This window comes from Rathayibacter sp. AY1E6 (assembly GCF_002931115.1).
GTDB lineage: Bacteria > Actinomycetota > Actinomycetes > Actinomycetales > Microbacteriaceae > Rathayibacter.
On record NZ_PSVK01000004.1, the window covers coordinates 154,432 to 178,313 of the forward strand.

Below are 23,882 nucleotides of genomic sequence, written 5' to 3' on the forward strand. Positions count from 1 at the left end.
GCTCCTGCACCACGTCACCGAGGACGGCCCCGGTCATGATCCTTCTCCGCACCCACGCCAACCGCTGGACCGCGCGCGCCCGCCGCAGCGGCGTCGTCCTCGGCATCATCACCCTGGTCTCCGATCTCCCCCGCCCGGCCTACCGGACGGTCCGCCTCGATCCGGCCACCGGTGAGCGCGTCCTGCTCCGCGACACCGCCGAGCTCGAGGAGGCCTTCGCCGTGCTCCTCGCCGGGCTCGAGCGCTCGCGCATCGCGGCCTCGGCGCCCCCGGCCGAGGACGACGCTCATGGAGACCGCTCGGCGGACGATGGGGACCTCGACCTCACCGCTGCCGCCTGATAAGCGGAGCGCGCGTCAGCGAGCAGGCGCGGCAAGCGCGACGCTCGCCCGATACTCCTCCGAAGCGACATCGGTCCGGAATTTGACGATCTCGACGGAATGCATCTTCAGTTGCGCCAGTACCTCCTCCGGCTTGACGTAGAAGAATTCCCGGCGAAGGTTGACCCGGTTCACGCGTCGGTCCGCGAACGTCTGATGCAGCATCGCCTCGATGCCGACGGCGTCGTCTGCGAAGAACAGCGCGTGTACGTCGAAGCGGAAGGGAACGGAGGCGTCGCCCAGTTCGTTCACTCTGTCCATCGGCTCGAGTCGACGCGTCATACCGATCTTGACGACCTCGTCGCCGAACGCGCCGACGTTGGAGATGACGTACACATACCCTGCTCGAATGTTCGCCGCGCGGTAGTCGACGTCGTGTAGCGCCCTGTCCACGTCCTCGATCCGGGCGCGCAGCCTGGCTGCGCCGTCTACGTCTCCGTTCGCTTCGAGGGCGGAAAGCGTCGCGATGTAATGCGCGCGTTCCTTATCGAGACGCTCGTGTTCACGGGCCAGCTCCTGCTCCGCTTTGCGTTGCTCGCGGAGCTCCTCGCGTCGCGCCCGCTCCAGTTCCTTCTCCCGCTGAAGTGCTTGGAGATAGTCGTTGGCGAGCTGGATCTCAGTGAGCCTCATGTGGTGGTATTGCGGATCGATCGTGAGCGACACCATCGAGCCCTGACGCTCGATCATCTCCGAAGCCTTGCTCAGGCGGGCTTGAGCCGTTGCAAGATTTCCGGCTCGAACCGACTTCACGCAGTTCTCCGCCTCCGCGTTGTACGCCCGCAGCAGGATCTTGGTCATGTCACCGACGAACTTGCGCCCCTGCGCCTGCGAGTTGTTGAAGGTGAAATTGCTCGCCGCGTGGGCAGCCCGCTTCTCTCGAACGGCGCTCTTGATCTCGGAGCGCAGCGCTTCCAATCGAGTGGCGAGGTCGGCGGACGACTCGGCGGGGTGTTCGTAGTCGTAGAGGCCGAGCTCCTGCACCTCGATCGAGTGACGGACCCCGATGATCTCGCGATCCAGATCCGCCAACTCCGTCCTCCGCGCGGCGATTTCGGCCTGTAGAGCGGTCAGCGCAGCTTCGAGTTCCGATTCTCGACGGTGCGCCGCGGCGGCGACCTGCGCCGCTTCGACCTCGTGTGCACGCTGATCCGCTGCGATCTCCTCTCGTCGCCGTCTCTTCTCCGTGTCGAGTGCCGCGAGCTCCAGCAGACCGTAGCGGTCCATCGATGCTTCGAGTTCCGCCACTCGCGCCTGAAGTTCTCTGGCGATCTTCCGAGCCCCGAAGAACGGCACGTCTCCGCCGGAGCGGGCCTCGCTCGTATCCCCGCCGGAAGGAGGTCGGACCGGCGCGGCTCCTTCTCTCGTCACCTCGGAGGATTCGCCGCGCTGCTCCTCCTGTCGGTCAACGCCTCCGCGAATCTGTTCCCGCTCCGCCTGCTCTTGGGATTCCGCGGCCCGCCGCTCGCGACGGGACAAGGGCTGCGACGCCGAACTCTGCGACTCCCGAGCCTCTTGCTGCACTGCCGCTAGCGGATGCGTGTGGTCAGTCCAAGCGGAACCATCCCAGTATCGAAGGAGGGTGGGATCTGTCGGATCCGGGTACCAAGCGGCGGGGGCAGTCACAATGCGACACTAGGTCCCAAGCAGGGCGCTCGGAAAGTGCCACAACTCGTGCTCCGACCGATGGGTCTCAGTTGACCGATCGGTGGACGCTCGACGGCGGATCCGTCCTCGGCAGGTCCCGCGGGCCGATGACCCGTCGGAGCCGGGCCGACCTGCGCGACCGCAGGAGAGCCCGGCGCCAGCGCGGATCGGTGCGGGCTCGGAGGTGGGGGTCGAGCGGGCGGAAGCCTCCCGCGGTCCGCTCCTCGATCAGCACGATCGTCGCGGTCGCGAGGTGCAGTCTCCGGACCGGCTCCCTCTCGGGATGCGGATGCCCGGACCGCGTGCGGAGCTGCTGCTCCAGCTGCTCCGGGTCGGCGGACCACCAGGTGCTGACACCGACGCGTCCATCGGGGAGAGGGAAGCGCTCGGTGATGCGGTACGGGAGGCCGTGCTCGGTCATGCAGTAGTGCCTTTCGAGGAGAGGGTCCGGGAGCCCGGGCCGCGCTGCAGCGGCCCGGGCTCCCGGTTCACGAGGTGCGGGTCGAGCGACGGCGCAGCGCCGTCAGAGCGCCGCCGGCCAGGAGCAGAGCGCCGGCTCCGGCCGCGAGGGGCCCGGCCGCCGCTCCCGTCGAGGCGAGCACCGTCGGCACGAGTCCGACCGGAGGCACCGCCACCTGGGCGCAGCTGGCTCCGCCGTCGTCCGCGCACGGGTGCAGGACGGTCGTCGGATCGAAGCCCTCCGGGACCTCGGTCAGGCGCGCCCGGTTGGGGATGGTCCACGCGTCCACGCCGTCGGCGACCCGTCCGGTCACGGTGAACGTCGTCGACGCTCCCGGTGCCAGAGACAGGTTCTCGACAGTCAGGTCGGACGACGCCGGGCCGCCGTCCCGGGAGATCGTGACGTCGCTCAGGTGCGCGAGCTCGGGGACGTCGGTGAGGGTCACCCCGTCCGCCGGCCGAGCCCCCTCGTTGGCGACCACGATCCGGAACCCGGCACGCCCGCCGTGGTCGACCTGATTCCCGATCGCCGTCTTCTCGATGGAGAGCCTGCCCTCGACGGGCGGCACCGGGATCTCGGCGCAGGACGACGTCGCATCGTCAGCGCAGGCGTTCTCGACCGTCGGCGGGTCGAAGCCCTCGGGCTGGTGGGTGATCGAGACGCGGTTGGGCAGGGTCGCGGCGTCGTACCCGTCGGCGACCCGGCCGCTGACGTGCAGCGATACCTGGCCGCCGGCGGGGATGTCGAGACCCGTGACGGGCTCCGTGGCCGGCTGCGTTCCTCCGGCGCCGTTCTCGATGGTCGCCTCGAGCAGGTGGTCGAGCGTCGGAACGTCGGTCACGGTCACGTCCGTCGCGTCGACCGTTCCGGTGTTCGCCACGACGATGTCGAAGCCCGCCGTGCCGCCGTGCTCGGCGCTCGCCTGGGACGCGGTCTTCCGGATCAGGAGCGACCCCTCGCCGATGTCGTGCGGGACGGTGGCGCAGGGGTTCGCGTCGGTCCCCGTGCCGGACGAGGCGGGAGCGAAGGGCGCATCGGCGAGGCAGGCCGTGTTCGTCAGCGCGCGGTCCCCCTCGCCGGTCACGATCACGTCGAAGGTCAGCTCAGCCGTCGCCCCGACCGGCAGGCTGCCGGCCGCCCAGGAGATGCGGCCCGTCTCCGCATCGATCGTGGCCGTGCCCTGCGAGGCGCGGAGGGAGCCGGAGTCGAGCTCGGCGTCGTCGAGCACGCCCTTGTCGAGGTAGTCGATGACGGCGGCGTCGGAGTAGTCCCCGGTCCCGTCCGAGGTCAGCGTCACCCGGTAGGGCACGCGGGCGCCGCGGAGCAGCGGAGTGGCGGAGTCGACCGACGAGGTCTTCGCGATGGTCACGTGCGGCGCGAGCGGATCGAGGCGTGCGACCGCGACCGCACCGTCCGAGCCGTAGGCCCAGTCGTCGATCGCCCGCAGGTCGCCGTAGGAGCCGTGCACCGAGTCGTTGGCGTTGGGGATGCGGCCTCGCCCGGAGTCGTCGCCCTCCCAGCGGTGCACCCCGCCGGACGAGTCGGTGCCGCCGTCGCCGGACGTCACCGCGGAGGTGCCGGAGTACCGCTCCGAGTTCGATCCGGCGAGGAGCGAGTCGTCCCAGTGGACCATCGACGGGTCGTCGCCGCCGCCGGTCGACCTCACGACGGATACGCCGCCGGCGGACGTCTCGGCGTCGACCCGCGTGAAGTGGAACTCGTTCGTGCGGCCGATGGAGGCGCGGAAGGTGACGTCGGGGTCGGTCACGTCGACCGTCCCGCCCTTCGCGTCCCGTCCGTCCCAATCGACCGAGAAGGGACCGGTCGTCCCCGCGATCCGGGTGAGGTGCACGTCGCGCTCGCCGTCGTAGGAGCCGTCCCCGTCCGCATCGACGTCCACGACGACGGTGCCCGGCTGCGTCCCCAGGACGCCGGTCAGCGTGCCCGCGTCGGAGCCCGCGGTCGACCGGCGGAAGGCGAGGCCCTCGATCGTCGGCGCGCGGTAGGCCGGAGCGATCGACTCCGGCAGGTCGGACGACGGCGGGTCCAGGAAGAGCTTGTAGGTCTGCAGGCCGTCGATCCCGGAGCGTCCGGACGCCTGCACGTACTGCGCCCCGATGCCGCCCGCCTCGCTCGACTGCGGCATGGGGACCGAGAGGTAGGACGGATCGGACGACCCGACCTTCACGTTGCCCTTGTTCGTGGCCTGGACCGTCGAGGCGACTCCGTCGTAGCCGCGCAGCCCCAGCTCGTAGCGGGCGCCCGTCTCCGTGACGGCGTGGAGCGTGAAGGAGGAGCGCCGCTCCTCGGGCGAGGAGTAGGACTCCTTCGCCCCGGACTGGATCGCATAGGAGTCGGACCACACCCGGCCCGCGACCGCCGCGCCCCGCGCGTCCTGGACGCCGATGCTCCAGACGAGGTTCACCGGCGCCGTCACGTCGTCGTCGGACACCCGGATCTGGAAGACGCCGGTCTCGTTTGCCACGAACGAGCCGCCGGCGGACACCGAGGGCGCCGCTCCGGGCGCGAAGTCCTGCTCGTCGAGGACGGCTCCGCCCGGAGCCGTCACCCGGGCGGTACCGCCGCCGGTCTCGCCCTCGCCGGTCCCCGAGCCCGCCTGGAGCGGGTGGAGGTCCACCCGGAGCGTCTCGCCCTTCTGGACCCAGGCCGAGACGGTCGTCACGCCGGCGTTCGTCGCGCCTCCCTGCAGGAGGGTGTTCTCGATCGTCGTGTGAGGACCGTCGGCGGCGAGGGCGGGCGGCGGCGCGAGGCCTCCGCCCAGCAGCCCGCTCACGAGCACGCAGCCCGCCGTCGTGCCGACCAGCGCTCGCGCCGTCCGCGCTCGGGGTCGTCCGCGCTCGTCCCGCCCCGACTGTTCCGTTCGACTCATCCGATGTCCTCTCCTCTGCCGACCGAGCGCACTGCGTCGGCGGCGACCGTTCAGCCCCACGGAAGGAGAGTATTGCTCGGTTCGACGTCACCGCGGCCGGTACGGCTGCATCCGTGGAGAACGGCGCGAGATGGGCGCTGTGGAGGAGGAAACGGCGCGCGAGAAGAGCCGAGCGGCGTGCTCGCGACGGGTGATCGCGGAGCCTGCGAGGAGTGATCGCGAGCGCGGGCGCGGACTGATCGCGGGTGCGGGCGGAAGACGGTCGGCGCCGTCGACGGCGCGAAGAGGCGTCCTGCGAGGCGGAGAACCGGCCGTTCCGCCGCCCTGCGCTCTCCGGGAGGCCGACGCCGACAGCCACCGGAACGAGCGACCGTTAAAACGAGAACGGCCCGCCGAAGCGGGCCGTTCTGCTCTGTCTCAACCAGAGTGCGCCCGGAGGGATTCGAACCCCCAACCTTCTGATCCGTAGTCAGATGCTCTATCCGTTGAGCTACGGGCGCAATCCATCACGTGGGCCAGAGGCGCACGCAACGAGGTACGACTATACATGCCGGGAGCCCCCTCCGCGAATCGGCGGCGGCGGCGCAGACGGCTCCCTCTCGGGACGCCGCCGCGGCCACGAGAACCCAGGCTCCGTCGCGGTGTCCCGGAGCGCCTCGCAGAGCCTCCGACGGGCGGACGCCGCTGCTCCCCCTCACGGCGTACCGTGGGCTCATGGAGGCCGCCGCGATCGAGCTCGTGGGCTTCGTCGTCTCTCCGCTGCACCGCTACGAGGGCCGCCCCGCCGATGGCCCGGTGCCGTCCGAGGGCAACGAGCAGCCCGAGCGGATCGAGATCCGCGCAGGCCTCGGCATCGTCGGCGACCGCTTCTTCGCCCAGCGCGCGCACCGCCCCGCGGCGATCACGCTCTTCGCGGTCGAGACCCTCGAGCACATCGCCGCCGAGCTCGGCGCAGGGCCCTTCGACCCCGCCGACACCCGCCGCAACATCATCGTCCGCGGCGCCGACGTCGATGCGCTCGCCGGCCGCACGTTCGCGATCGAGCAGGGCGGGGAGCGGATCGAGTTCCAGGGCGGACGACCAGCGAACCCCTGCGCCTGGATGGACGTCGTGCTCGCCCCCGGGGCGTTCCGGGCTATGCGGAGGCGCGGCGGCGTCCGGACCGCCCCCCTGACCAACGGCGTCCTCCACACCGGGCCGGCCCGTCTGATCCTCCACAGGTCGGACGACATGCTGATCTGAGCCCGGCGGCGAGCGCCTAGGCTCGCAGCGACCGACTCCCCCGATCGAAGGAGGCCCCGTGCTCCGCCCGAGCGACCTCCTCCCCACCCTCGCCACGACCCTGCGGCGCGGAGTCCGCGACGTCTTCGCGACCACGCGCTCTCGGGGGCGAGATCCGCACCGCCGCACCCGCAGCACCGACGTCTCGGTCCAGCGCGTGCACCACCGCGACGTCTGGGCGCGGGTGAGCACAGTGGGGCGCGACGGCGAGCGCACGTTCGTCCTCGTGCCGGGGATCGGAGTCGCGGCCACGTACTTCGAGCGCCTCGCGCCCGCGCTCAACGAGTTCGGCCCGGTGCACGCTCTCGACCTGCCGGGCTTCGGCGGCGTGCCGCACCCGATCGACGCGCGGCGCATGGACATCGGCGACTACGCCGAGCTGGTCGGCGCGGTCATCGACGAGCTCGGCCTCGACGATCCCGTCGTCCTCGGCCACTCGATGGGGACGCAGGTGGTGGCCGAGCTCGCCGCCCGCCGTCCGGAGCTGACCACCATCGTCCTGCTCGGACCCGTGATGAACCGGCACGAGCGCCGCCTCCCGACCGCCGCGCTCCGCTTCGCCCAGTCGAGCGTCCGCGAGCCCCTCAAGGTCGCGATCCTCGCCGCGGGCGCCTACCTCCTCTGCGGACCGCGCTGGTTCTCCCGCGTGCTGCCCGAGATGATGCACTACCGGATCGAGGAGACCGTCCCCCGGATCCGCGCGTCCGCCCTCGTCATCCGCGGCGAGTTCGACCGGCTCGTTCCGCGCGAGTGGGCGGAGGAGATCGCCCGGTCGATGCCGAATGCGCGGGCCTGGGAGATCCCCGACGCCTCCCACTCCGTGATGCACGCGCACGCCGAGGAGGTCGCCCGCCTCTGCGTCGAGCACGCCCGTGCACCGCGGCCCGACCGGGACGAGGCCGCCCTCCGCCGCTACCCCGACTCGGAGGTCGATCACTCCGAGGAGGACGCGCCCACCGAGGACCCGATCGGCGCTCTCCGGGGACGCATCACCGAGCTGGCCGGGATCCTCGTGGACGACGACTCCCTCATCGCCGAGGGCAAGACCCTCCACGCCGAGGCGAGCGACCCCGAGGCACTGCGCCAGGTCGCTCCCGACCCGGGCGACGGCGAGCTCGTCGAGGGCGGCGGACCGAGGAAGGACGGCGAGCAGGACGGCTGACCACCGCAGGCCACCACGAGCCGCATGTCGCGCGGCGTGAGACGCCGAGCGCAGAAAGAGCAGCCCTCCCGCCGACGCCACTCGGCGCCCGCCCGTCAGGACTCCGCGCCGACGATCTCCTCGCGGATGCGCCGCAGATCCTCGGCGAGCGCCCCCAGCAGGATCCAGTGCTGCGGATGCGGGGTCGCGATCACGAGCGGCGCGGTGAGAGCGGGCAGCTCGTCCGTGATCGCCTCCGGCTCGGGAACGTCGACCGAGGACTGCACGAGGAGCCGCAGATCGTGGGCGGCCCGGTGCAGCTGGACGGCGATGTCGGCGATCGTCGGCTCCCCGACGAGCTCGTCGTCGTAGAGGTCGTGCACGGTCCGCGTCATGCCGCGGACCCGGGTCACGATGCGCCCCAGCCGCGGGACGACGGAGTCGAGGGCCAGCAGCCGGTCGCGGTGGGCGGAGCGGCGCGGGTTGAGGCGGAGGGACTCCTCGCCGGTCGCGATCGCCTCCTCCGCCTTGCTCTGCATGGTCTGCAGCAGCCGGGCGTTGATGAGCAGCTCGTCGAGCCGGCGTCGCGGGACGGGGGCCTGGAGGGCGTCGCCGAGGTCGTCGAGGGCGGCGGCGAGCTGAGCGGTGAGGTCTCCGATCGCCCGCTCGGCCGGTGCCAGCACGACCGGAGGGACGATGAGCACGTTGATGACGACTCCCACCGCCGCGCCGAGGAGGGTCTCGAGGATGCGGTCGAGCGCGTAGTTCGGCGTGACCGCGCCCACCGAGAGCACGAGCATCGCGCTGATCGGGATCTGCACCGCGGAGGCGGGGGTCAGGCGCACGGCCCACCCGACGGCGATCGCGGCCACGATCGCGAGGAGCACGATGATGCTCTCGCCGCCGAGCACCGTGCCGATCACGGATCCGACGATCACGCCGATGATGACGCCGACCGAGCGCTCGAGGGCCTTGGAGAACGACTGGTTGATGCTCGGCGCGACGACGAGGAGCGCGGCGATCGCGCCGAAGACGGGCAGCGTCCCCGGGAAGACGACGCCGGCGAGGAGCCAGGTGACGACCGTGGCCGCCGCCGTCTTGACCAGCTGCAGCACCGGCGGCCGCGTCGGCACGGTGAAGCTCGAGGTCAGGCGCATGGGACCACGGTAGCGAGCACCCGCTGCCTCGCGGTCCCCGCGCGCATCACCGGCTCGCGGCCGCCTCGACGCTCGCGAGCACCGCGCGGAGCGAGCGCGACGCCTCCGCCCGCAGATCGGCGGGCACCCCCGAGAGCAGCACCCGCTCGGCGTCGAGCACCTCGGGGAAGGCCCGGTCGACCAGCTCCTCCCCCTCGCGAGTCAGCGTGATGAGCGAGCCGCGCCCGTCCGCCGGGTTCGCGGCGCGCCGCACCAGGCCCCGACGCTCCAGCGAGTGCACGCGCTTGGTGATCGCGGGAGCGGAGGCGAGGGCGATCGTCCGGAGGGTCGTCGGCGACTGCGGAGCGCCGGCGCGACGCAGCGTGGAGAGCACGTCGAACTCGCCGCGGGTCAGCCCGTGGGCGGCGAGCAGCTCCTCCGTCGCCCGGACGATCAGCGCGGAGGCGCGGATCACCCGCCCGACGACGTCGACGGCGGAGGTGTCGAGCTCGGGCCGCAGCACCGCCCAGCCCGCCCTGATCTCGTCGACCGCGTCGCCCGGCTGGCTTTCAGACTGATTCACACGTAAAGTATATCTGCTTCACCCGTGAAACACTTCTCCGGCCGCCGCCGCTCGGACCCCGATCAGAGGACTCGATGGCCGCCACCCCCGTTCTGCCCCACCCCCGCGAGCTCCTCGCCTTCGGCCCGCACGCCGGCGCCCATCGCGTCGCCCTGCGCGCCGGCGTCTCGATCGCCGTCCCGCTGCTCGTCCTCTGGGCGCTCGGCCGCACCGATCTCGCCCTCTATGCGACCTTCGGCGCCTTCACGGCCCTCTACGGACGCCAGCACACGCACCGGCCGCGCCTGCTGATGCAGCTGTCGGCAGCCGCGTTCCTCGTCACCACCGTGACCCTCGGCACCGTCGTCTCCCTCTCTCCTCACCGCGACTGGCTGATCATCCCCGTCGTGGTCGCCGTGACCGTCGCGGCCGCCTATCTCAGCGACGCCCTGCACTGGCATCCGCCCGGCCCGCTGTTCCCGGTGTTCGCCGTCACGGCGTGCGCGTCCGTCCCGTCCGAGCCCTCGCGGATCCCGCTCGCCGTCGCTCTCGCCGCGGGCTCCGCCGCCTTCTCGCTCGTCGTCGGCCTGAGCGGTCTCGCGCTCCCCCGCGCACGCCGCCTCGCCCCGACGCCGTGGCGCACCTCGTTCCGCGCGGCGGCGGCCCGTCCGGCGACGCGCGCCGCCCTGCTCCGCTTCGGGGCCGTCGTCCTGGTGGCGGGCACCGTCCCGACCGCGACGGGCCTGGGCCACCCCTACTGGGCGATGGTCTCCGCCGTCGCAGCCGTCTCGGGAGCGGACGCGGGCGCCCGGCTCGTGCGCGCGGGCCACCGGATGCTCGGCACGATCGTCGGAGTGCTGATCGCGGCCGCGCTCCTGGCCCTGCCGCTCTCCCCGCTCGCCGTGATCGTGGTGGTGGTGCTCCTCCAGATGACCGCCGAGCTCGTCGTCGGCCGCAACTACGGCCTGACCCTCGCCTTCGTCACTCCGCTCGCGATCCTCATGGTCGAGCTCGCGCACCCCGTCGACGAGCTCGTGCTGCTGCGCGACCGGGCGCTCGAGACCGCGCTGGGCGTGCTCGTCGGAGTCGTGGCGACGCTCCTGACCCACGCCGCCTCGCAGCGCTCGCGCTCCCGCTCCTAGGCTCAGGAGGATGGACCGCACGATCCCCGCTGTGCTCGCCGAGATCACGGCGGCCGTCGCCGAGGTGCGCGACGTCGCTCGGTCGCAGCAGGACGGCGCGCGGGCCCGCGTCGCGGACCGGCTCGACGAGCTGTTCGCCGGAGCGACGACCCGCAGAGAGGTGCGGGCGGCGGCCGCCGACGCGCTCGGGCTCTGGGGCGGGGCGGGCTCCTTCTCGGACGTCGGCTCGGCCGAGGCCGACCACGCGGTCACGCGCCTGTACCGGGCCCTGCGCGCCGGCCGCTCCTGGCTGCTCCGGGCCGGCTGACCCGCACGTCGCGACCGCCGGAGCTCGCCGGAAACGACGAAGGCCCCCTGCTTCCGTGGAAGCAGGGGGCCTTCTCGTTGGCGGTACCGGTGGGATTTGAACCCACGGTGGACGCAAGCCCACACATGTTTTCGAGACATGCTCCTTCGGCCGCTCGGACACGGTACCGGGGTCGAGTGTACGCGACGGCCGGAAGTCGCGCCAATCGAGAGGACGGGCCGCCGTCAGGCGGGGAGGAGGAAGCCGAGCACACGGTCCCACTCCGGGATCGCGAGCAGGTGGCCGCGGCCGGGCACGACCTCGAGGCGGGAGTCGGGCAGCCGGGCGGCGTACCACTCGGCATGGCGGCGGCCGGCGACCGCGTCCTCGGCGCCGTAGAGCAGGAGCGCGGGCGGCTCGGCGGACTCGACGGTGAAGCCCCACTCCTGCACGCCGTAGCCGATGAGATCAGCGGCCATGCCGAGGGCGCCCTGGGCGGCGGCGCGCTCGAGCATGCGCGAGAGGCGCTCGCGGACTCCGGGGGTCTCGAGCACCGCGGTGTCGGCGTCGCCGGAGCCGAGCATCCCGAGCAGCGCGTCCGGGGCGGGGGTCGGGCCGAAGGCGCCCTCGAGGGTGCGGGTGAGCGAGCGGACGGCCTCGTCGAGCGGGAGGTCGGCCAGGCGGGCGAGCTCGGCGCGGTTCTCGTCGCCGACCCACGGCACGGCGCTGTCGGGAGCGGGCGTGCCGATCACGGCGACGCGCGCCACGAGGCCGGGGTAGTTCGCGGCGAGCGCGAGGGCCACGCGGCCTCCCGCCGACCAGCCGGCGACGCTGACGGAGGCGATGCCGACGGTCGCGAGGTACTCGGCGATGTCGGCGGCGGCCTGCTCGGGGCTGGCGCCGACGCCCGCTCCGGCGGGGTCGAGGTCGGTCAGGAGGGAGGAGGCGCCGTAACCCGGGCGGTCGAACGAGAGCAGGCGCACCCCGTGGCGCGCGGTCGCCTCCGGGTCGGGGTCGAAGTCCGAGGAGCCGGGAGCGGGATGCGCCAGGACGACGACCCGCTCGGCGCCCTCGGGGCCGGACCAGCTGACTCCGAGCGGGCGGCCGGACTTGAGGACGTGCACTGTCGAGGGCATGTCCCCCAGTCTCCCGCAGACGTCCGACGCCGACGGAGCGGCGCTCGGGAGTCGTCTTCCGAGGCGTGCTCCTCCGCCTCCGCTCCTCCGCGACGACGCTCCTCCACAGACGGCTTCCACGAGACCTCTCCCCCGGCCTGGCGCGCCCCGCTCGCGGCGTCAGTGGTCGACGGTACTGTCGAAGACACGTTCGAACGAGCGGCGGTGTCGGGGGTCCCCCGTAGCGTCGCGCTCGTCCCCCTCCTCGCCCCGAAAGGACCTCATGGCCTCCTCGAAGACGCGCACCGCCCCGTACCGCTGCTCGGAGTGCGGATGGACGACCGCGAAGTGGGTCGGCCGCTGCGGCGAGTGCCAGCAGTGGGGCTCCGTGATCGAGAGCACCGAGCGCACCGGCCTCGTCCGCGCGGTCGCCGCTGTGGCTCCGGCCGCCGGCCGCATCGCGCGGCCCATCACCGAGATCGAGACCACGTCGGCGGCGCACCGCCCCACCGGCGTGGGCGAGCTCGACCGCGTGCTCGGCGGCGGGATCGTCTCCGGTGCGGTCGTGCTGCTCTCGGGAGAGCCCGGCGTGGGCAAGTCGACCCTCCTGCTCGAGGTCGCGAGCCGCGCCGCGGCCGAGGGCCAGCGGGTCCTCTACGTCAGCGCGGAGGAGTCGGCCGCGCAGGTGCGCATGCGGGCCGAGCGCACCGGCGCGATGCACGACAGCCTCTTCCTCGCGGCCGAGACCGACCTCGCCACCGTGCTCGGCCAGATCGACGAGGTCCGGCCGGACCTGCTCATCGTCGACTCGGTGCAGACGGTCGCGAGCGACACCGTCGACGGCCTGCCCGGCGGTCCCAGCCAGGTCCGCGAGGTCGCCGCGACCCTCATCCGCGTCTGCAAGGAGCGGGCGCTCCCCCTCGTGCTCGTCGGACACGTCACGAAGGACGGCTCCATCGCGGGGCCGCGCCTGCTCGAGCACCTGGTCGACGTGGTCTGCCACTTCGAGGGCGACCGGCAGACGGCGCTGCGCTTCGTCCGCTCGCTCAAGAACCGCTTCGGCCCGACGGACGAGGTCGGCTGCTTCGAGATGACCGCCGAGGGCATCGCCGAGATCCCCGACCCGAGCGGTCTGTTCCTCAGCCGCACCCGCTTCCCCACCCCGGGCATCTGCGTCACGGTCGCGATGGAGGGACGCCGCGCGCTCCCCGTCGAGATCCAGGCGCTCGTGATCGCGAACGACGGCGAGCACCCCCGCCGCGTCACGAACGGAGTCGACGCGTCCCGGGTCGCGATGATCCTCGCGGTCCTCGAGCGGCAGGCGGGCATCCCCCTGCGGCGCTGCGACGTCTACGTGTCGACCGTCGGCGGCGTGAAGCTCATGGAGCCGGCGGCGGACCTGGCGATCGCGGTCGCCATCGCCTCCGCCCACGCCTACACGCCGCTGCGGCCCGGGATCGCCGCGTTCGGCGAGATCAGCCTCTCGGGAGACATCCGGCCCGCCTCCGGAGCGAAGCAGCGCGCCTCCGAAGCGACACGACTCGGGCACTCCTCGCACCTCGACTCCAGCGCCTTCACCCTCTCGAGCGCGATCACCCACGCGCTCGTCCCCGTTCCCGAGCGCATCCGTCCGGAGCGGGTGCCCACGCACTGACCGCCGCGTCCCCGGCACGCCGCACACGCACCCGTCCACCGCTCGGAGCCGCCGGCGCCCCCGTCCACCGCATGGTCGAGGATCGCCACCGGAGGCGAACACGGGCTCGATGGGCACTGCCCGACAGCTCCGCCCGACCACGCGCGCGTCCGCTCCGCCGCGGCCGCCCGTCGCAGCCTGCCCCTAGACGCCGCTCGAGGAGCTCGACGAGGATCCGACGTAGCTCGACGTCGACGACGAGAACGAGGACACGCTGCCGGCGAAGGCCGCCGCGTGGAAGCCGTTCGGTCCGGAGTACCAGACCGGCTCCTCGCCGGTGCGCTCGTAGGCCGACGCGAGCTCCGCCGACCACTCCTTCTCGAAACCGAAGAGCACGGCCCACGGCAGCAGGCGCTCCGTCACCTCGACCACCTCGACCGGTCCGACCGTGCGCCGATCCGCCCCGCGGGGCGACTGCAGCATCGCGATCCGGTCGGCCTCGGCCAGGCGGATGTACAGCTCGAGCCCGCGCAGATGGTCGCGCAACTCCGCGCCCGCGGCCGTCAGCGGCACCCTCGAGACCAGGATCGTCCCGACGACGGCCGCAACGATCGCGACGAGCATCAGCACGAGCGGGAGCGCTCCGCCGAAGGAGCGGGTCATCAGGAGGATCGCGCCCAGGAAGGCGGCCATGACACCCAGCAGCAGCGGGACGATCACGAGCACGCTGCCGCCGATCGTCCCGGCCTTCTTCAGTCCCGCCTCGGTCACCCTGTTGCCCAGCGCGGTCCGGAACTGTCCGACGGCCTTGCCGAACTCCTTGTCCTTGCCCGAGAGCTCACGCACCGTCCCCGGCGCCCGGCCGAGGGCGATGTCGAGGAACTCGCGGTCGTCGGACGCGAGGGGCCGCGGGCGTCCCGCGCGTCGCGTCGGCGTCGTCGCAGGGTCGAGCACCCGCACGGCGTACTCCTGCTTCCGCCCCTCCCCCGTCTCCTCGATGTGCACGAGACCACGGACGGCGGCGTCCAGGAGTCCGGCCGCGGGGGCCTTCGACGTCTTCCGCAGCAGCGCGGCGGAGAGGAACAGCCCCTCCGCGGGCGGGTCGTACTCGGCGACGACGGTCGGGCGGCCGGGAGCGTCGCGGAGCACGGTCCGGCGGCGGTGCACGGCGAGCGCGAGGCCGATCAGGACCGCGGCGAGGCCGCCCAGCTGCACCCAGGACCAGCCGGAGGCGAGGTAGCGGTCGTCGCGCGGCGTGAAGGTCCCGGGAGCGAAGCCGATCGCCACGGTCACGTTCTCCCCCGGAGCCAACGACTCCCCCGATGCCGTGACGACCGCGCCGTCGCGGCCGATGGGACAGGGCGTCGTCGAGCCCTCCGGTCCCCGGTAGCAGCTGACGGTCCCCGTCGCGGCGGAGGCCAGCGACCCGGCGAGCTCGACGCGCACGTCGTAGCGGTCGAAGGACTGGCGCCAGCCCGTGCCGTTGACGTCCCAGTAGAACTCGTCCTCGCCGCTGCGCGTGCCGGATCCAGGCAGGGTCGTGTTGTGCTGCGTGTAAGTGAAGACGTAGGTCTGGCTGCCGCTGACGAACTCGTCCGCCGCGCTGGTGACCAGGAGGAAGCCGTCCTCGCGCTCGGTGTCGACTGGCCGCGCCTCCCCGTCGCCGTCGGTGACGGACACCAGGTCGACGTCGGTCGGGTGCCCCTCGTAGTCGAGCGGGATCGCGCGCTGCATGCCGCGGTTCTGCGACGGCGGGAACTCGGCGACGAAGGTCTCGACGGTGGTCAGCGTCGAGCGGCCCTCCTCGTCGCGGTCGAGGCGGAAGTCGGCCGAGTACTCCGAGAACCGGAAGCCGTCCACATCCGCGCGCACGACACCCGCGACGGGCTGCGCAGCCGCGACGGGCTGCGGAGCCGCCACGGCCTGCGCCGCCGCTCCGCCGACCAGCAGCGGGACCGCGAGGGCCACGGCCGCCGCGCGCCGCGCGACCACCCCCGCCCGGCCGGTCGAGGCGGACAGGATCGTGCCGAGCAGCCCCCACATGCCTGCGATGCTACGCGCCGACGCACGCCCGGCACGTCCCCCGGGCGGACTACTGGAGCAGGAACTGCGTGGGCGAGCCCGAGGGGATGCCGGCGACCGACACCGACAGGTTGTAGGCGGCGCCGCCCGCCTCGACCGCCTCGCGTCCGCCGGAGCAGGTGTCGGCGGAGGAGCGGGTGCGGTCCCACGTCAGCGCGCTGCCCATCACCGAGCGGCCCGCCTGGAGGAGCACCGGCAGATCGGCCGCGCCGGTCTGGCAGTCGGTCGAGGTCCAGATCTGCTCGGAGCCGCTCGTGATCGTGAAGACCTGCTTGCTCGTGCCCGCGTCGATCACGCAGTCGGTGCTCGAGATGTTGGCCAGCGAGAGCGAGAGCTGCGGATCCTCGCCGGGCGCGTAGCTCGTGGCGTCCGTGACCGCGGTGACGGCGACGGAGTCGGCCGTGCAGGCGGGTGCGGCGCCGGGCGTCGCACCGGGCGAGGTGGTCGGGTAGAGCGTCGGCAGCACGACGGTCGGCGTGGGGCTCGACGCGGCGTCGGAGCCGGTCATCCGCGGGAGCAGCGACAGCACCACCGCCAGGCCCGCGACGATGACGACCAGCGCGAGCAGCACTCCGGCGCGGCGTCGCCGGTAGACCCGGGAGGGCAGGCGGCGGGGCGGCGGAGTCACCGGGACAGGCTACGACGTGGCGGCGGTCAGAGCGTCTTCAGCATGCGGGTGTTGCCGAGCGTGTTCGGCTTCACCCGGGCGAGGTCGAGGAACTCGGCGACTCCCTCGTCGGGAGAGCGGAGCAGCTCGGCGTAGACCTCGGGGTCGACGACCTTCTCGCCGATCGGCTCGAAGCCGTGGCGGGCGAAGAAGTCGACCTCGAAGGTGAGGCAGAACAGGCGCTTCAGGCCGAGCTCGCGCGCGTCGTTCTCGAGGCGCTCCAGGATGTGGTGGCCCACACCCCTCCCGAGCCAGTCCTGCGCGACCGCGAGGGTGCGCACCTCCGCGATGTCGTCCCACATCACATGCAGCGCACCGCAGCCGATCGCCGTCCCGTGGCCGTCCTCGGCGATGCGGAACTCCTGCACGGCGCCGTAGAGCACCACGCGGTCCTTGCCCAGGAGGATGCGCTCGTTCACGAGCGGCTCGCTGAGCTCCTGGATGAAGGGGACATCGCTCGTGCGCGCGCGGCGCACCGGGTACTTCCAATCGGCCATTCGACAAGCCTAGGCCGCACCGGGCGCGGGATCCTGCGAGCAGGCGCGCACCCCCGGACGACGACGTGCCCGCCCCCTCGCGAGAGGGGACGGGCACGGGGTCGTTCGGCAGCCTGCTACGACATCAGGTCGGGCGTCGCCGGGCCGGCCGTGGCCGCTCCGGTGGACGCGCCGGCGCTGATCGAGATCAGACGCGGGGTCGTGGTGAAGACGAACCTGTTCTCGGCGAAGTCCACGTGGATGTGGTCTCCGGCGCCGAGCTCGCCGTGCAGGATCCGCTCGGACAGCTGGTCCTCGATCTCGCGCTGGATCGCCCGGCGCAGGGGGCGCGCACCGAGGGCCGGGTCGAATCCGACCTCGATCAGGCGCTCCTTGGCCGGCTGCGTCAGCTCCACCGTCATGTCGCGGTCGAGCAGGCGGTCGCCCAGGCGCTTGATGAAGAGGTCGACGATCTGGAGCAGCTCGGGCTTCGACAGCTGCGGGAAGACGATGACGTCGTCCACGCGGTTGAGGAACTCGGGCTTGAAGTGCTTCTTGAGCTCCTCGTTGACCTTGCCGCGCATGCGGTCGTAGCCGGTGGCGTTGTCGCCCTCGATCTGGAACCCGACGGGACCACCGGCGATGTCACGAGCACCGAGGTTGGTGGTCATGATGATGACGGTGTTCTTGAAGTCGACGACACGGCCCTGGCCGTCGGTCAGTCGACCCTCCTCCAGGATCTGGAGGAGCGAGTTGAAGATGTCCGGGTGCGCCTTTTCGATCTCGTCGAAGAGGACCACGCTGAACGGCTTGCGGCGCACCTTCTCGGTGAGCTGGCCGCCCTCCTCGAAGCCGACGAACCCGGGAGGGGCGCCGAACAGCCGCGAGACGGTGTGCTTCTCGCCGTACTCCGACATGTCGAGCGAGATCATCGCGTTCTCGTCGTCGAAGAGGAACTCGGCGAGCGCCTTGGCCAGCTCGGTCTTCCCGACGCCCGTGGGGCCGGCGAAGATGAACGAGCCCGAGGGGCGCTTGGGGTCCTTGAGGCCCGCGCGGGTGCGGCGGATCGTCCGCGAGAGGGCCGCGATGGCCTCCTCCTGGCCGATGACGCGCTGGTGCAGGGCCTTCTCCATGAAGACGAGCCGCGAGGACTCCTCCTCGGTGAGCTTGAAGACCGGGATGCCCGTCGCCTGGGCGAGGACCTCGGCGATCAGGCCCTCGTCGACCACGCCGGTGGCCTTGACGTCGCCCGACTTCCACTGCTTCTCGAGGCGCAGGCGCTCACCGAGCAGCTGCTTCTCCTCGTCGCGCAGCGACGCGGCCTTCTCGAAGTCCTGGTCCTCGATCGCGGCCTCCTTGGCGGAGCGGACCACGGCGATGCGGTCGTCGAAGTCGCGCAGCTCCGGCGGCGCCGAGAGGATCGAGAGGCGCAGGCGTGCGCCGGCCTCGTCGATCAGGTCGATCGCCTTGTCGGGGAGGAAGCGGTCGCTGATGTAGCGGTCGGCCAGGTTGGCCGCCGAGACGATCGCGCCGTCGGTGATGGACACCTTGTGGTGCGCCTCGTAGCGGTCGCGCAGCCCCTTGAGGATGTTGATCGTGTGGGGCAGCGACGGCTCCGCGACCTGGATCGGCTGGAAGCGGCGCTCGAGAGCGGCGTCCTTCTCGAAGTGCTTGCGGTACTCGTCGAGCGTGGTCGCGCCGATGGTCTGCAGCTCGCCGCGGGCGAGCAGCGGCTTGAGGATCGAGGCGGCGTCGATCGCGCCCTCAGCGGCCCCTGCGCCGACGAGGGTGTGGATCTCGTCGATGAAGGTGATGATGTCGCCGCGGGTGCGGATCTCCTTCGTGACCTTCTTCAGGCGCTCCTCGAAGTCACCGCGGTAGCGGGATCCGGCGATGAGCGAGCCGAGGTCGAGCGTGTAGAGCTGCTTGTCCTTCAGCGTCTCGGGCACGTCGCCGCGCACGATCGCCTGGGCGAGGCCCTCGACGACGGCGGTCTTGCCGACGCCGGGCTCGCCGATCAGGACGGGGTTGTTCTTGGAGCGGCGGGAGAGGATCTGCATGACCCGCTCGATCTCCTTCTCGCGCCCGATGACCGGGTCGAGCTTGTTGTCGCGCGCCGCCTGGGTGAGGTTGCGTCCGAACTGGTCGAGGATCTGCGATCCCCCCTGAGGCTGCTGCTGCTCACCGCCCACGGCGACCTGCTCCTTGCCCTGGTAGCCGGAGAGCAGCTGGATGACCTGCTGGCGCACGCGGTTCAGGTCGGCACCGAGCTTGACCAGCACCTGAGCGGCGACGCCCTCGCCCTCGCGGATGAGGCCGAGCAGGATGTGCTCGGTCCCGATGTAGTTGTGGCCGAGCTGCAGCGCTTCGCGCAGGGACAGCTCGAGGACCTTCTTCGCCCGAGGCGTGAAGGGGATGTGGCCGGTCGGCTGCTGCTGCCCCTGGCCGATGATGTCCTGCACCTGCTCGCGCACAGCGTCGAGCGAGATCCCGAGGGACTCGAGCGCCTTGGCGGCCACTCCCTCGCCCTCGTGGATCAGGCCGAGCAGGATGTGCTCCGTGCCGATGTAGTTGTGATTGAGCATCTTGGCCTCTTCCTGGGCCAGGACGACGACGCGCCGCGCGCGATCGGTGAATCTCTCGAACATGCTGTCACTCCCTACAGAACCCGCAGGGGTGGGCTCCGATACGTCGACTGTAACCAGCGCTCCCCCCGGTGAGCAGGCCTGTTCGCCCTGGGCGTGCACGCGATCCGGGAGGGGTGCGGGCGGCGGTCCCGTCCACCGGTCCATGCGAAGGCATACACTTCCCGCATGAGCAACCTGGAGGAGCATCCCGACGAGCTCCCCGTCGCCGCGGAGCCGGTCCCTCGCGAGCCCGGCGCGGTCGAGATCCTGGAGGCACGGCTCGTCCCGCTCGGCGGTCCGCGTGCGATCGAGGTGCGCCGCACCCTCCCCCAGCGCTCGCGCTCGACGATCGGCGCATGGTGCTTCGCCGACCACTACGGCCCGGTGCGGCTCGGCGAGGAGGCCGGGATGGACGTCCCGCCGCACCCGCACACCGGCCTGCAGACCGTGAGCTGGCTCTTCGAGGGCGAGATCGAGCACCGCGACAGCGTCGGCAGCCTCGCCGTGGTGCGCCCGGGCGAGCTCAACCTGATGACGGCCGGACGCGGCATCTCGCACTCGGAGGTCTCGACCGGGGGCGCGCCCGTTCTGCACGGGGTGCAGCTCTGGGTCGCGCTGCCCGAGGAGGCGCGGCTCGTCGATCCGTTCTTCGAGCACCACCGCGGCGTGCCCGTGGAGCTGCCCGGCGCGCTGGTGCGCGTCCTCGTCGGAGGGATGCTCGGCGCGTCGGTGCCCGCGAGCACCTTCACTCCGCTGGTCGCCGCGCAGATCGACCTCGAGCCGGGTGCCCGGGTCGAGCTGCCGGTCGAGGAGTCGTGGGAGTACGGCGTGCTCGTCGACGCCGGCCCGGTGGCGGTCGAGGGCGCGGACGTCCCGCGCTCGGACCTCGCCTACTTGGCGCCCGGCCGCTCGCACCTGATGCTGACCGCCGGGGACGCGGGCGCCCGCGTGGTGCTGCTCGGCGGCGAGCCGTTCGCCGAGGAGCTGGTGATGTGGTGGAACTTCGTCGGCCGCAGCCACGACGACGTGGCGGCCGCCCGCGCGCGCTGGCAGTCCGACGTGATCGCCGGGGCGGATCCCGCGGGACCGTTCGGCACCGTCGACGGGTACGGCGGACGCGCGCTCCCCGCGCCCGTGCTGCCGACCGTGCGCCTGAAGCCGCGCCGCCGGGCCTGAGCCGAGACCGTCAGGCCGAGGCGCTCCGAGGCAGGGCCCACGACGCGGGAGCGCGGAAGTCGCGATGATCCCGCTCGACCACCGCGACTCCCGCGCTCCCACTGGGGCGTCAGGACGCGTCCGACTCCTTCTTCGCGGCGGCCTTCGCCGCGGCCTCGCGATCGGTGGCCTCGGCCGTCTCGCGGAACGCGCGGCGCGGGTCCTGCAGCGCGCTCATCGGCGAGAGGTCGCGCGGAGTGACGGCGTCGACGAGCCAGCCCGTGATGATCCGCCACTTGCGGTCCAGGGTCGGCATCGCCGCTCCGTGGTAGGCGCGGTGCGCGAGCCAGGCGGGGAGGCCGCGCAGCTTCACGCCCTTGATCAGGCCCGCGCCCTTGCCGATGCCGTACTCGGCGACGGTCCCGACGGAGGCGTGGCGGTACTCCTCCACGGTGCCTCCGGTGAGGTCGGCGATGATGTTGCGCGCCAGGAGCTTGGCCTGCCGGACCGCGTTCTGCGCGTTCGGCGGGTAGTACGCGGGCTGCTTCTCGCTGGTGAGGTCCGGCACCTGCGCGCCGTCGCCGGCCGCCCAGGCGCCGCCCACCGGCTCGCCGTCCTCGCGGATGACCCGCAGGCGCGCATCCGCCATGACGTGGCCCTTCGGCCCGCGGGGCGCGTCGGTCGCGTCGAGGATCGGGTTCGGCTTCACGCCGGCGGTCCACACGATCGTGGCCGTCGGGATGCGGTCGCCCGAGGAGAGCTCCACGACGCCGTCCTCGCAGGAGGGCATCGTCGTCTTCAGGTGCACGTGCACGCCGCGCGAGCGGAGGTGGTCGAGCGTCCATTTCGAGAGCTCGGGACCGACCTCGGGGGCGACCCGGTCCAGCGCCTCGACGAGGTGCCAGGTGACGTCGCCCATCGAGAGGGAGGGCTGCGCGGCGAGCGTCTTGCGGCTGAGGTCGAGCAGCTCGCTCAGCGCCTCGACGCCGGTGTAGCCGCCGCCGACGAAGACGAAGGTGAGCAGGCGCCGACGCTCGGCGGGATCGGTGGTGAGCGCCGCCTTCGCGATGTTCTCGATGACGCGGTCGCGCAGGTGCGCCGCCTCCTCCACCGTCTTGAAGCCGATGCCGTGCTCGGCGAGGCCCGGCGTGGGGAAGGTGCGGGTGACGGCTCCGAGCGCGAAGACGACCTGGTCGAACTCGATCGTGCGGGTGGAGCCGTCCATCGCGGCGACGGTGACGCTGCGCTCGGCGAGGCTCACGCCGGTGATCGCGCCGCGGATCACGCGGGTGCGCTTGAGCGCGGAGACCAGCGGCACCGTGACGTGGCGCGGCTGGACGTGCCCGCCGGCGACCTCGGGCAGCAGCGGCTGGTAGGTCATGTAGGGGTTCGGCTCGACGACGGTGACGTCGATCGGCGCCTCCCCCCGCCTCTTCTCGAGGCCCCAGGCCGTGTACAGGCCGACGTAGCCGCCGCCGAGGATGAGGATGCGCGTCGTACGGGATGCCGTCATGTCCGTTCCCTTCTCGAACCCGGCGCCGGGCAGGCGGAACCGGATGGTGCTGAGGACGCTCCGACGCTACGCGGGGCGCGGCGGCCCGCACAGGGACTTGCGCGACGAGTCGGGGCCGCGCATCCTCCGCAGGCGGGCGGACGGGAGCCGCGCTACTGCAGCGCCGAGGTGAGCCGCGCCAGGTTGTCGAGCAGGGTCGAGCGGAGCGGCTGCTGCCGCCACTCGCGGAGGGTCAGCTCGCGGGAGTGCTCGCGGTAGTCCTGCTGCACCTGGCGCAGGTCCTCGACGAACTCCGAGCCGCGCACCATGAGCGAGACCTCGAGGTTGAGCGTGAAGGAGCGCATGTCCATGTTGCTCGAGCCGATCACGGCGACGTCGTCGTCGATCGTGAAGTGCTTCGCGTGCAGGATGGTCGGCTTGCGGTACATCCAGATGCGCACGCCCGCGGTCAGCAGCGTCTCGTAGTACGAGCGCTGGGCGTGGTAGACCACGGCCTGGTCGCCGATCTCGGAGACGAAGAGCTCCACGTGCACGCCCCGCCGGGTCGCCGTCGTGATCGCGTAGAGCATCGCCTCGTCGGGCACGAAGTACGGGCTGGTGATGATGATCGACTTCTGCGCCGAGTAGAGCAGCGTCAGGAACAGCCGCAGGTTGTTCTCGCCCTCGAACCCCGGGCCGCTCGGCACCACCTGGCAGTCGATGGTGTCGCGCTGCTGCAGCGCCTCCATCGGCTCCGACTCCCGGAGGAGCAGCTCGTCGGTCTCGCTGTACCAGTCGGTGATGAAGATGGCGTTGATGCCCTGCACCACCGGCCCCTCGAGGCGCACCATCAGGTCGTGCCAGTGCAGGCCGCGGCGGATGTTGCCGCGCTTGTTGTAGCTGGAGTCGACGACGTTCTGCGAGCCCATGAAGGCCGCGTTGCCGTCGACGATCAGCAGCTTGCGGTGGTTGCGCAGGTCCGGCCGCTGGTACTGCCCGCGCCACGGCCGCACGGGGAGCATGTACGACCACGAGGCGCCCGCCCGCTCGAGGGCGCGCAGCCGGCGATGGGTGCCGCTGTAGTAGCCGGGCACGCGGATCGACGCGATGTGGTCGAGGAGGATCCGCACCCGCACCCCGCGCGCCACCGCGCGGTCGAGCGCGTCGAAGAAGGGCGCGGTGGTCGAGTCGGCGGCGAGGATGTAGAACTCGCAGTGCACGTACCGGCGGGCGCGGTCGATCTCGGCGGCCATCGCGCGGATGGTCTGCTCGTAGTCGCCCTGGAGGCGCGCGTCGTTCCCGCCGACCAGCGGCATCGCGCCGAGGTTGCGGTTGAGGGTGACCACCGACTCCAGCCACTGCGGCCACGGGTGCTCCCGGGCGACGCGGTCGATGCCGTCGGTCGACTCCAGGATGAACCGGTTGATCTCCTGCTGCTTCCGGCGGCGCTTGCGCGGCAGCCGGTAGCTCCCGATGAAGAGGAACAGCAGGATGCCGACGTACGGGATGAGGAAGATCGCCATCAGCCAGGCGAGGCCGGTGGTCGGACGGCGGTTCCGCGGCACGACGATCACGGCGATCACGCGGACCACGAGCTCGACGACGACGGCCGCGATCGGGAGGATCACGGCCCAGTCGGGTGCGGGCACCGCGCCTCCTCGTTCGTCGTGCGGGGCCGCTCAGCGGGCGCGGGAGGCACCCGCTCGGCGGCGG

Annotated in this window: 19 protein-coding genes, 2 tRNA genes and 1 pseudogene; 7 read left to right on the forward strand and 15 right to left on the reverse strand. The window is 72.2% G+C overall.

The features are described from left to right. Positions 1-35: 35 nt before the first annotated feature. Positions 36-341 carry a hypothetical protein gene (locus tag C5C46_RS05855; protein ID WP_104224075.1) on the forward strand — a complete coding sequence of 102 codons (306 nt, stop codon included), beginning with the start codon at positions 36-38 and terminating at the stop codon, positions 339-341. Between the two features lie 15 nt (positions 342-356). Here the strand turns inward: C5C46_RS05855 and C5C46_RS05860 are convergent, their stop codons facing one another. The 5 genes and pseudogenes from C5C46_RS05860 to C5C46_RS05875 form a co-directional block, all read right to left on the reverse strand. Then, on the reverse strand, positions 357-1,901 hold the full coding sequence (locus C5C46_RS05860; RefSeq protein ID WP_374953791.1) for a DUF4041 domain-containing protein: 1,545 nt from the start codon (positions 1,899-1,901) through the stop codon (positions 357-359). A 6-nt stretch (positions 1,902-1,907) separates the two neighbouring features. Next, positions 1,908-2,003, reverse strand: a pseudogene (locus tag C5C46_RS17420) (DUF2510 domain-containing protein); the annotation flags it as partial. A gap of 67 nt (positions 2,004-2,070) precedes the next feature. Further along, positions 2,071-2,445 (reverse strand): hypothetical protein, encoded by a 375-nt coding sequence (locus tag C5C46_RS05865; protein ID WP_104224077.1) that lies wholly within the window; start codon positions 2,443-2,445, stop codon positions 2,071-2,073. A 67-nt stretch (positions 2,446-2,512) separates the two neighbouring features. Further along, positions 2,513-5,374, reverse strand: a complete 2,862-nt coding sequence (locus C5C46_RS05870) for a DUF11 domain-containing protein (protein WP_146078940.1) — start codon at positions 5,372-5,374, stop codon at positions 2,513-2,515. Between the two features lie 427 nt (positions 5,375-5,801). Beyond that, a tRNA-Arg gene (locus tag C5C46_RS05875) sits at positions 5,802-5,874 on the reverse strand. A gap of 214 nt (positions 5,875-6,088) precedes the next feature. On the opposite strand from C5C46_RS05875, the gene C5C46_RS05880 reads away from it, so the two are divergent. Together C5C46_RS05880 and C5C46_RS05885 are read left to right on the forward strand one after the other, a co-directional pair. Further along, a complete protein-coding gene (locus C5C46_RS05880; protein WP_104225994.1) occupies positions 6,089-6,616 on the forward strand; it encodes an MOSC domain-containing protein in 528 nt (175 codons plus the stop codon). A 58-nt stretch (positions 6,617-6,674) separates the two neighbouring features. Further along, positions 6,675-7,817, forward strand: a complete 1,143-nt coding sequence (locus C5C46_RS05885; protein ID WP_181127836.1) for an alpha/beta fold hydrolase — start codon at positions 6,675-6,677, stop codon at positions 7,815-7,817. Positions 7,818-7,912: 95 nt separating this feature from the next. On the opposite strand, the gene C5C46_RS05890 is transcribed toward C5C46_RS05885, so the two are convergent. Both C5C46_RS05890 and C5C46_RS05895 read right to left on the reverse strand, forming a co-directional pair. After that, complete coding sequence (locus C5C46_RS05890; RefSeq protein WP_104225996.1) at positions 7,913-8,953, reverse strand: aromatic acid exporter family protein; 1,041 nt, start codon at positions 8,951-8,953, stop codon at positions 7,913-7,915. Positions 8,954-8,999: 46 nt separating this feature from the next. After that, positions 9,000-9,515: a MarR family winged helix-turn-helix transcriptional regulator gene (locus C5C46_RS05895; RefSeq protein ID WP_104225997.1), complete on the reverse strand. Its 516-nt coding sequence runs from the start codon at positions 9,513-9,515 to the stop codon at positions 9,000-9,002. A 74-nt stretch (positions 9,516-9,589) separates the two neighbouring features. Between C5C46_RS05895 and C5C46_RS05900 the strand changes: the two genes are divergently transcribed. Further along, positions 9,590-10,636 carry an FUSC family protein gene (locus C5C46_RS05900; protein WP_104225998.1) on the forward strand — a complete coding sequence of 349 codons (1,047 nt, stop codon included), beginning with the start codon at positions 9,590-9,592 and terminating at the stop codon, positions 10,634-10,636. Positions 10,637-10,646: 10 nt separating this feature from the next. Continuing rightward, positions 10,647-10,943: a hypothetical protein gene (locus tag C5C46_RS05905; protein WP_104225999.1), complete on the forward strand. Its 297-nt coding sequence runs from the start codon at positions 10,647-10,649 to the stop codon at positions 10,941-10,943. A gap of 78 nt (positions 10,944-11,021) precedes the next feature. Here C5C46_RS05905 and C5C46_RS05910 read toward each other — a convergent pair. Next, a tRNA-Ser gene (locus C5C46_RS05910) sits at positions 11,022-11,111 on the reverse strand. Positions 11,112-11,167: 56 nt separating this feature from the next. Beyond that, positions 11,168-12,058 carry an alpha/beta fold hydrolase gene (locus C5C46_RS05915; RefSeq protein ID WP_104226000.1) on the reverse strand — a complete coding sequence of 297 codons (891 nt, stop codon included), beginning with the start codon at positions 12,056-12,058 and terminating at the stop codon, positions 11,168-11,170. A gap of 262 nt (positions 12,059-12,320) precedes the next feature. Between C5C46_RS05915 and radA the strand changes: the two genes are divergently transcribed. Continuing rightward, positions 12,321-13,691 carry a DNA repair protein RadA gene (gene radA, locus C5C46_RS05920; protein ID WP_104224086.1) on the forward strand — a complete coding sequence of 457 codons (1,371 nt, stop codon included), beginning with the start codon at positions 12,321-12,323 and terminating at the stop codon, positions 13,689-13,691. 183 nt (positions 13,692-13,874) lie between these two features. Here radA and C5C46_RS05925 read toward each other — a convergent pair whose 3' ends face one another. The 4 genes from C5C46_RS05925 to C5C46_RS05940 form a co-directional block, all read right to left on the reverse strand. Continuing rightward, complete coding sequence (locus tag C5C46_RS05925; RefSeq protein WP_104226001.1) at positions 13,875-15,713, reverse strand: DUF2207 domain-containing protein; 1,839 nt, start codon at positions 15,711-15,713, stop codon at positions 13,875-13,877. Between the two features lie 49 nt (positions 15,714-15,762). Next, on the reverse strand, positions 15,763-16,380 hold the full coding sequence (locus C5C46_RS05930; RefSeq protein WP_104226002.1) for a hypothetical protein: 618 nt from the start codon (positions 16,378-16,380) through the stop codon (positions 15,763-15,765). A gap of 26 nt (positions 16,381-16,406) precedes the next feature. Continuing rightward, entirely contained in the window at positions 16,407-16,916 is a 510-nt protein-coding gene (locus tag C5C46_RS05935) for an amino-acid N-acetyltransferase (protein WP_104224089.1), read from the reverse strand. Between the two features lie 116 nt (positions 16,917-17,032). Beyond that, complete coding sequence (locus C5C46_RS05940; RefSeq protein ID WP_104226003.1) at positions 17,033-19,543, reverse strand: ATP-dependent Clp protease ATP-binding subunit; 2,511 nt, start codon at positions 19,541-19,543, stop codon at positions 17,033-17,035. A gap of 165 nt (positions 19,544-19,708) precedes the next feature. Between C5C46_RS05940 and C5C46_RS05945 the strand changes: the two genes are divergently transcribed. Continuing rightward, positions 19,709-20,698: a pirin family protein gene (locus C5C46_RS05945; RefSeq protein ID WP_104226004.1), complete on the forward strand. Its 990-nt coding sequence runs from the start codon at positions 19,709-19,711 to the stop codon at positions 20,696-20,698. A gap of 109 nt (positions 20,699-20,807) precedes the next feature. Here C5C46_RS05945 and C5C46_RS05950 read toward each other — a convergent pair whose 3' ends face one another. Both C5C46_RS05950 and cls read right to left on the reverse strand, forming a co-directional pair. After that, positions 20,808-22,190: an NAD(P)/FAD-dependent oxidoreductase gene (locus C5C46_RS05950; RefSeq protein ID WP_104226005.1), complete on the reverse strand. Its 1,383-nt coding sequence runs from the start codon at positions 22,188-22,190 to the stop codon at positions 20,808-20,810. A 152-nt stretch (positions 22,191-22,342) separates the two neighbouring features. Further along, complete coding sequence (gene cls, locus C5C46_RS05955) at positions 22,343-23,818, reverse strand: cardiolipin synthase (protein WP_104224093.1); 1,476 nt, start codon at positions 23,816-23,818, stop codon at positions 22,343-22,345. Positions 23,819-23,882 lie beyond the last annotated feature (64 nt).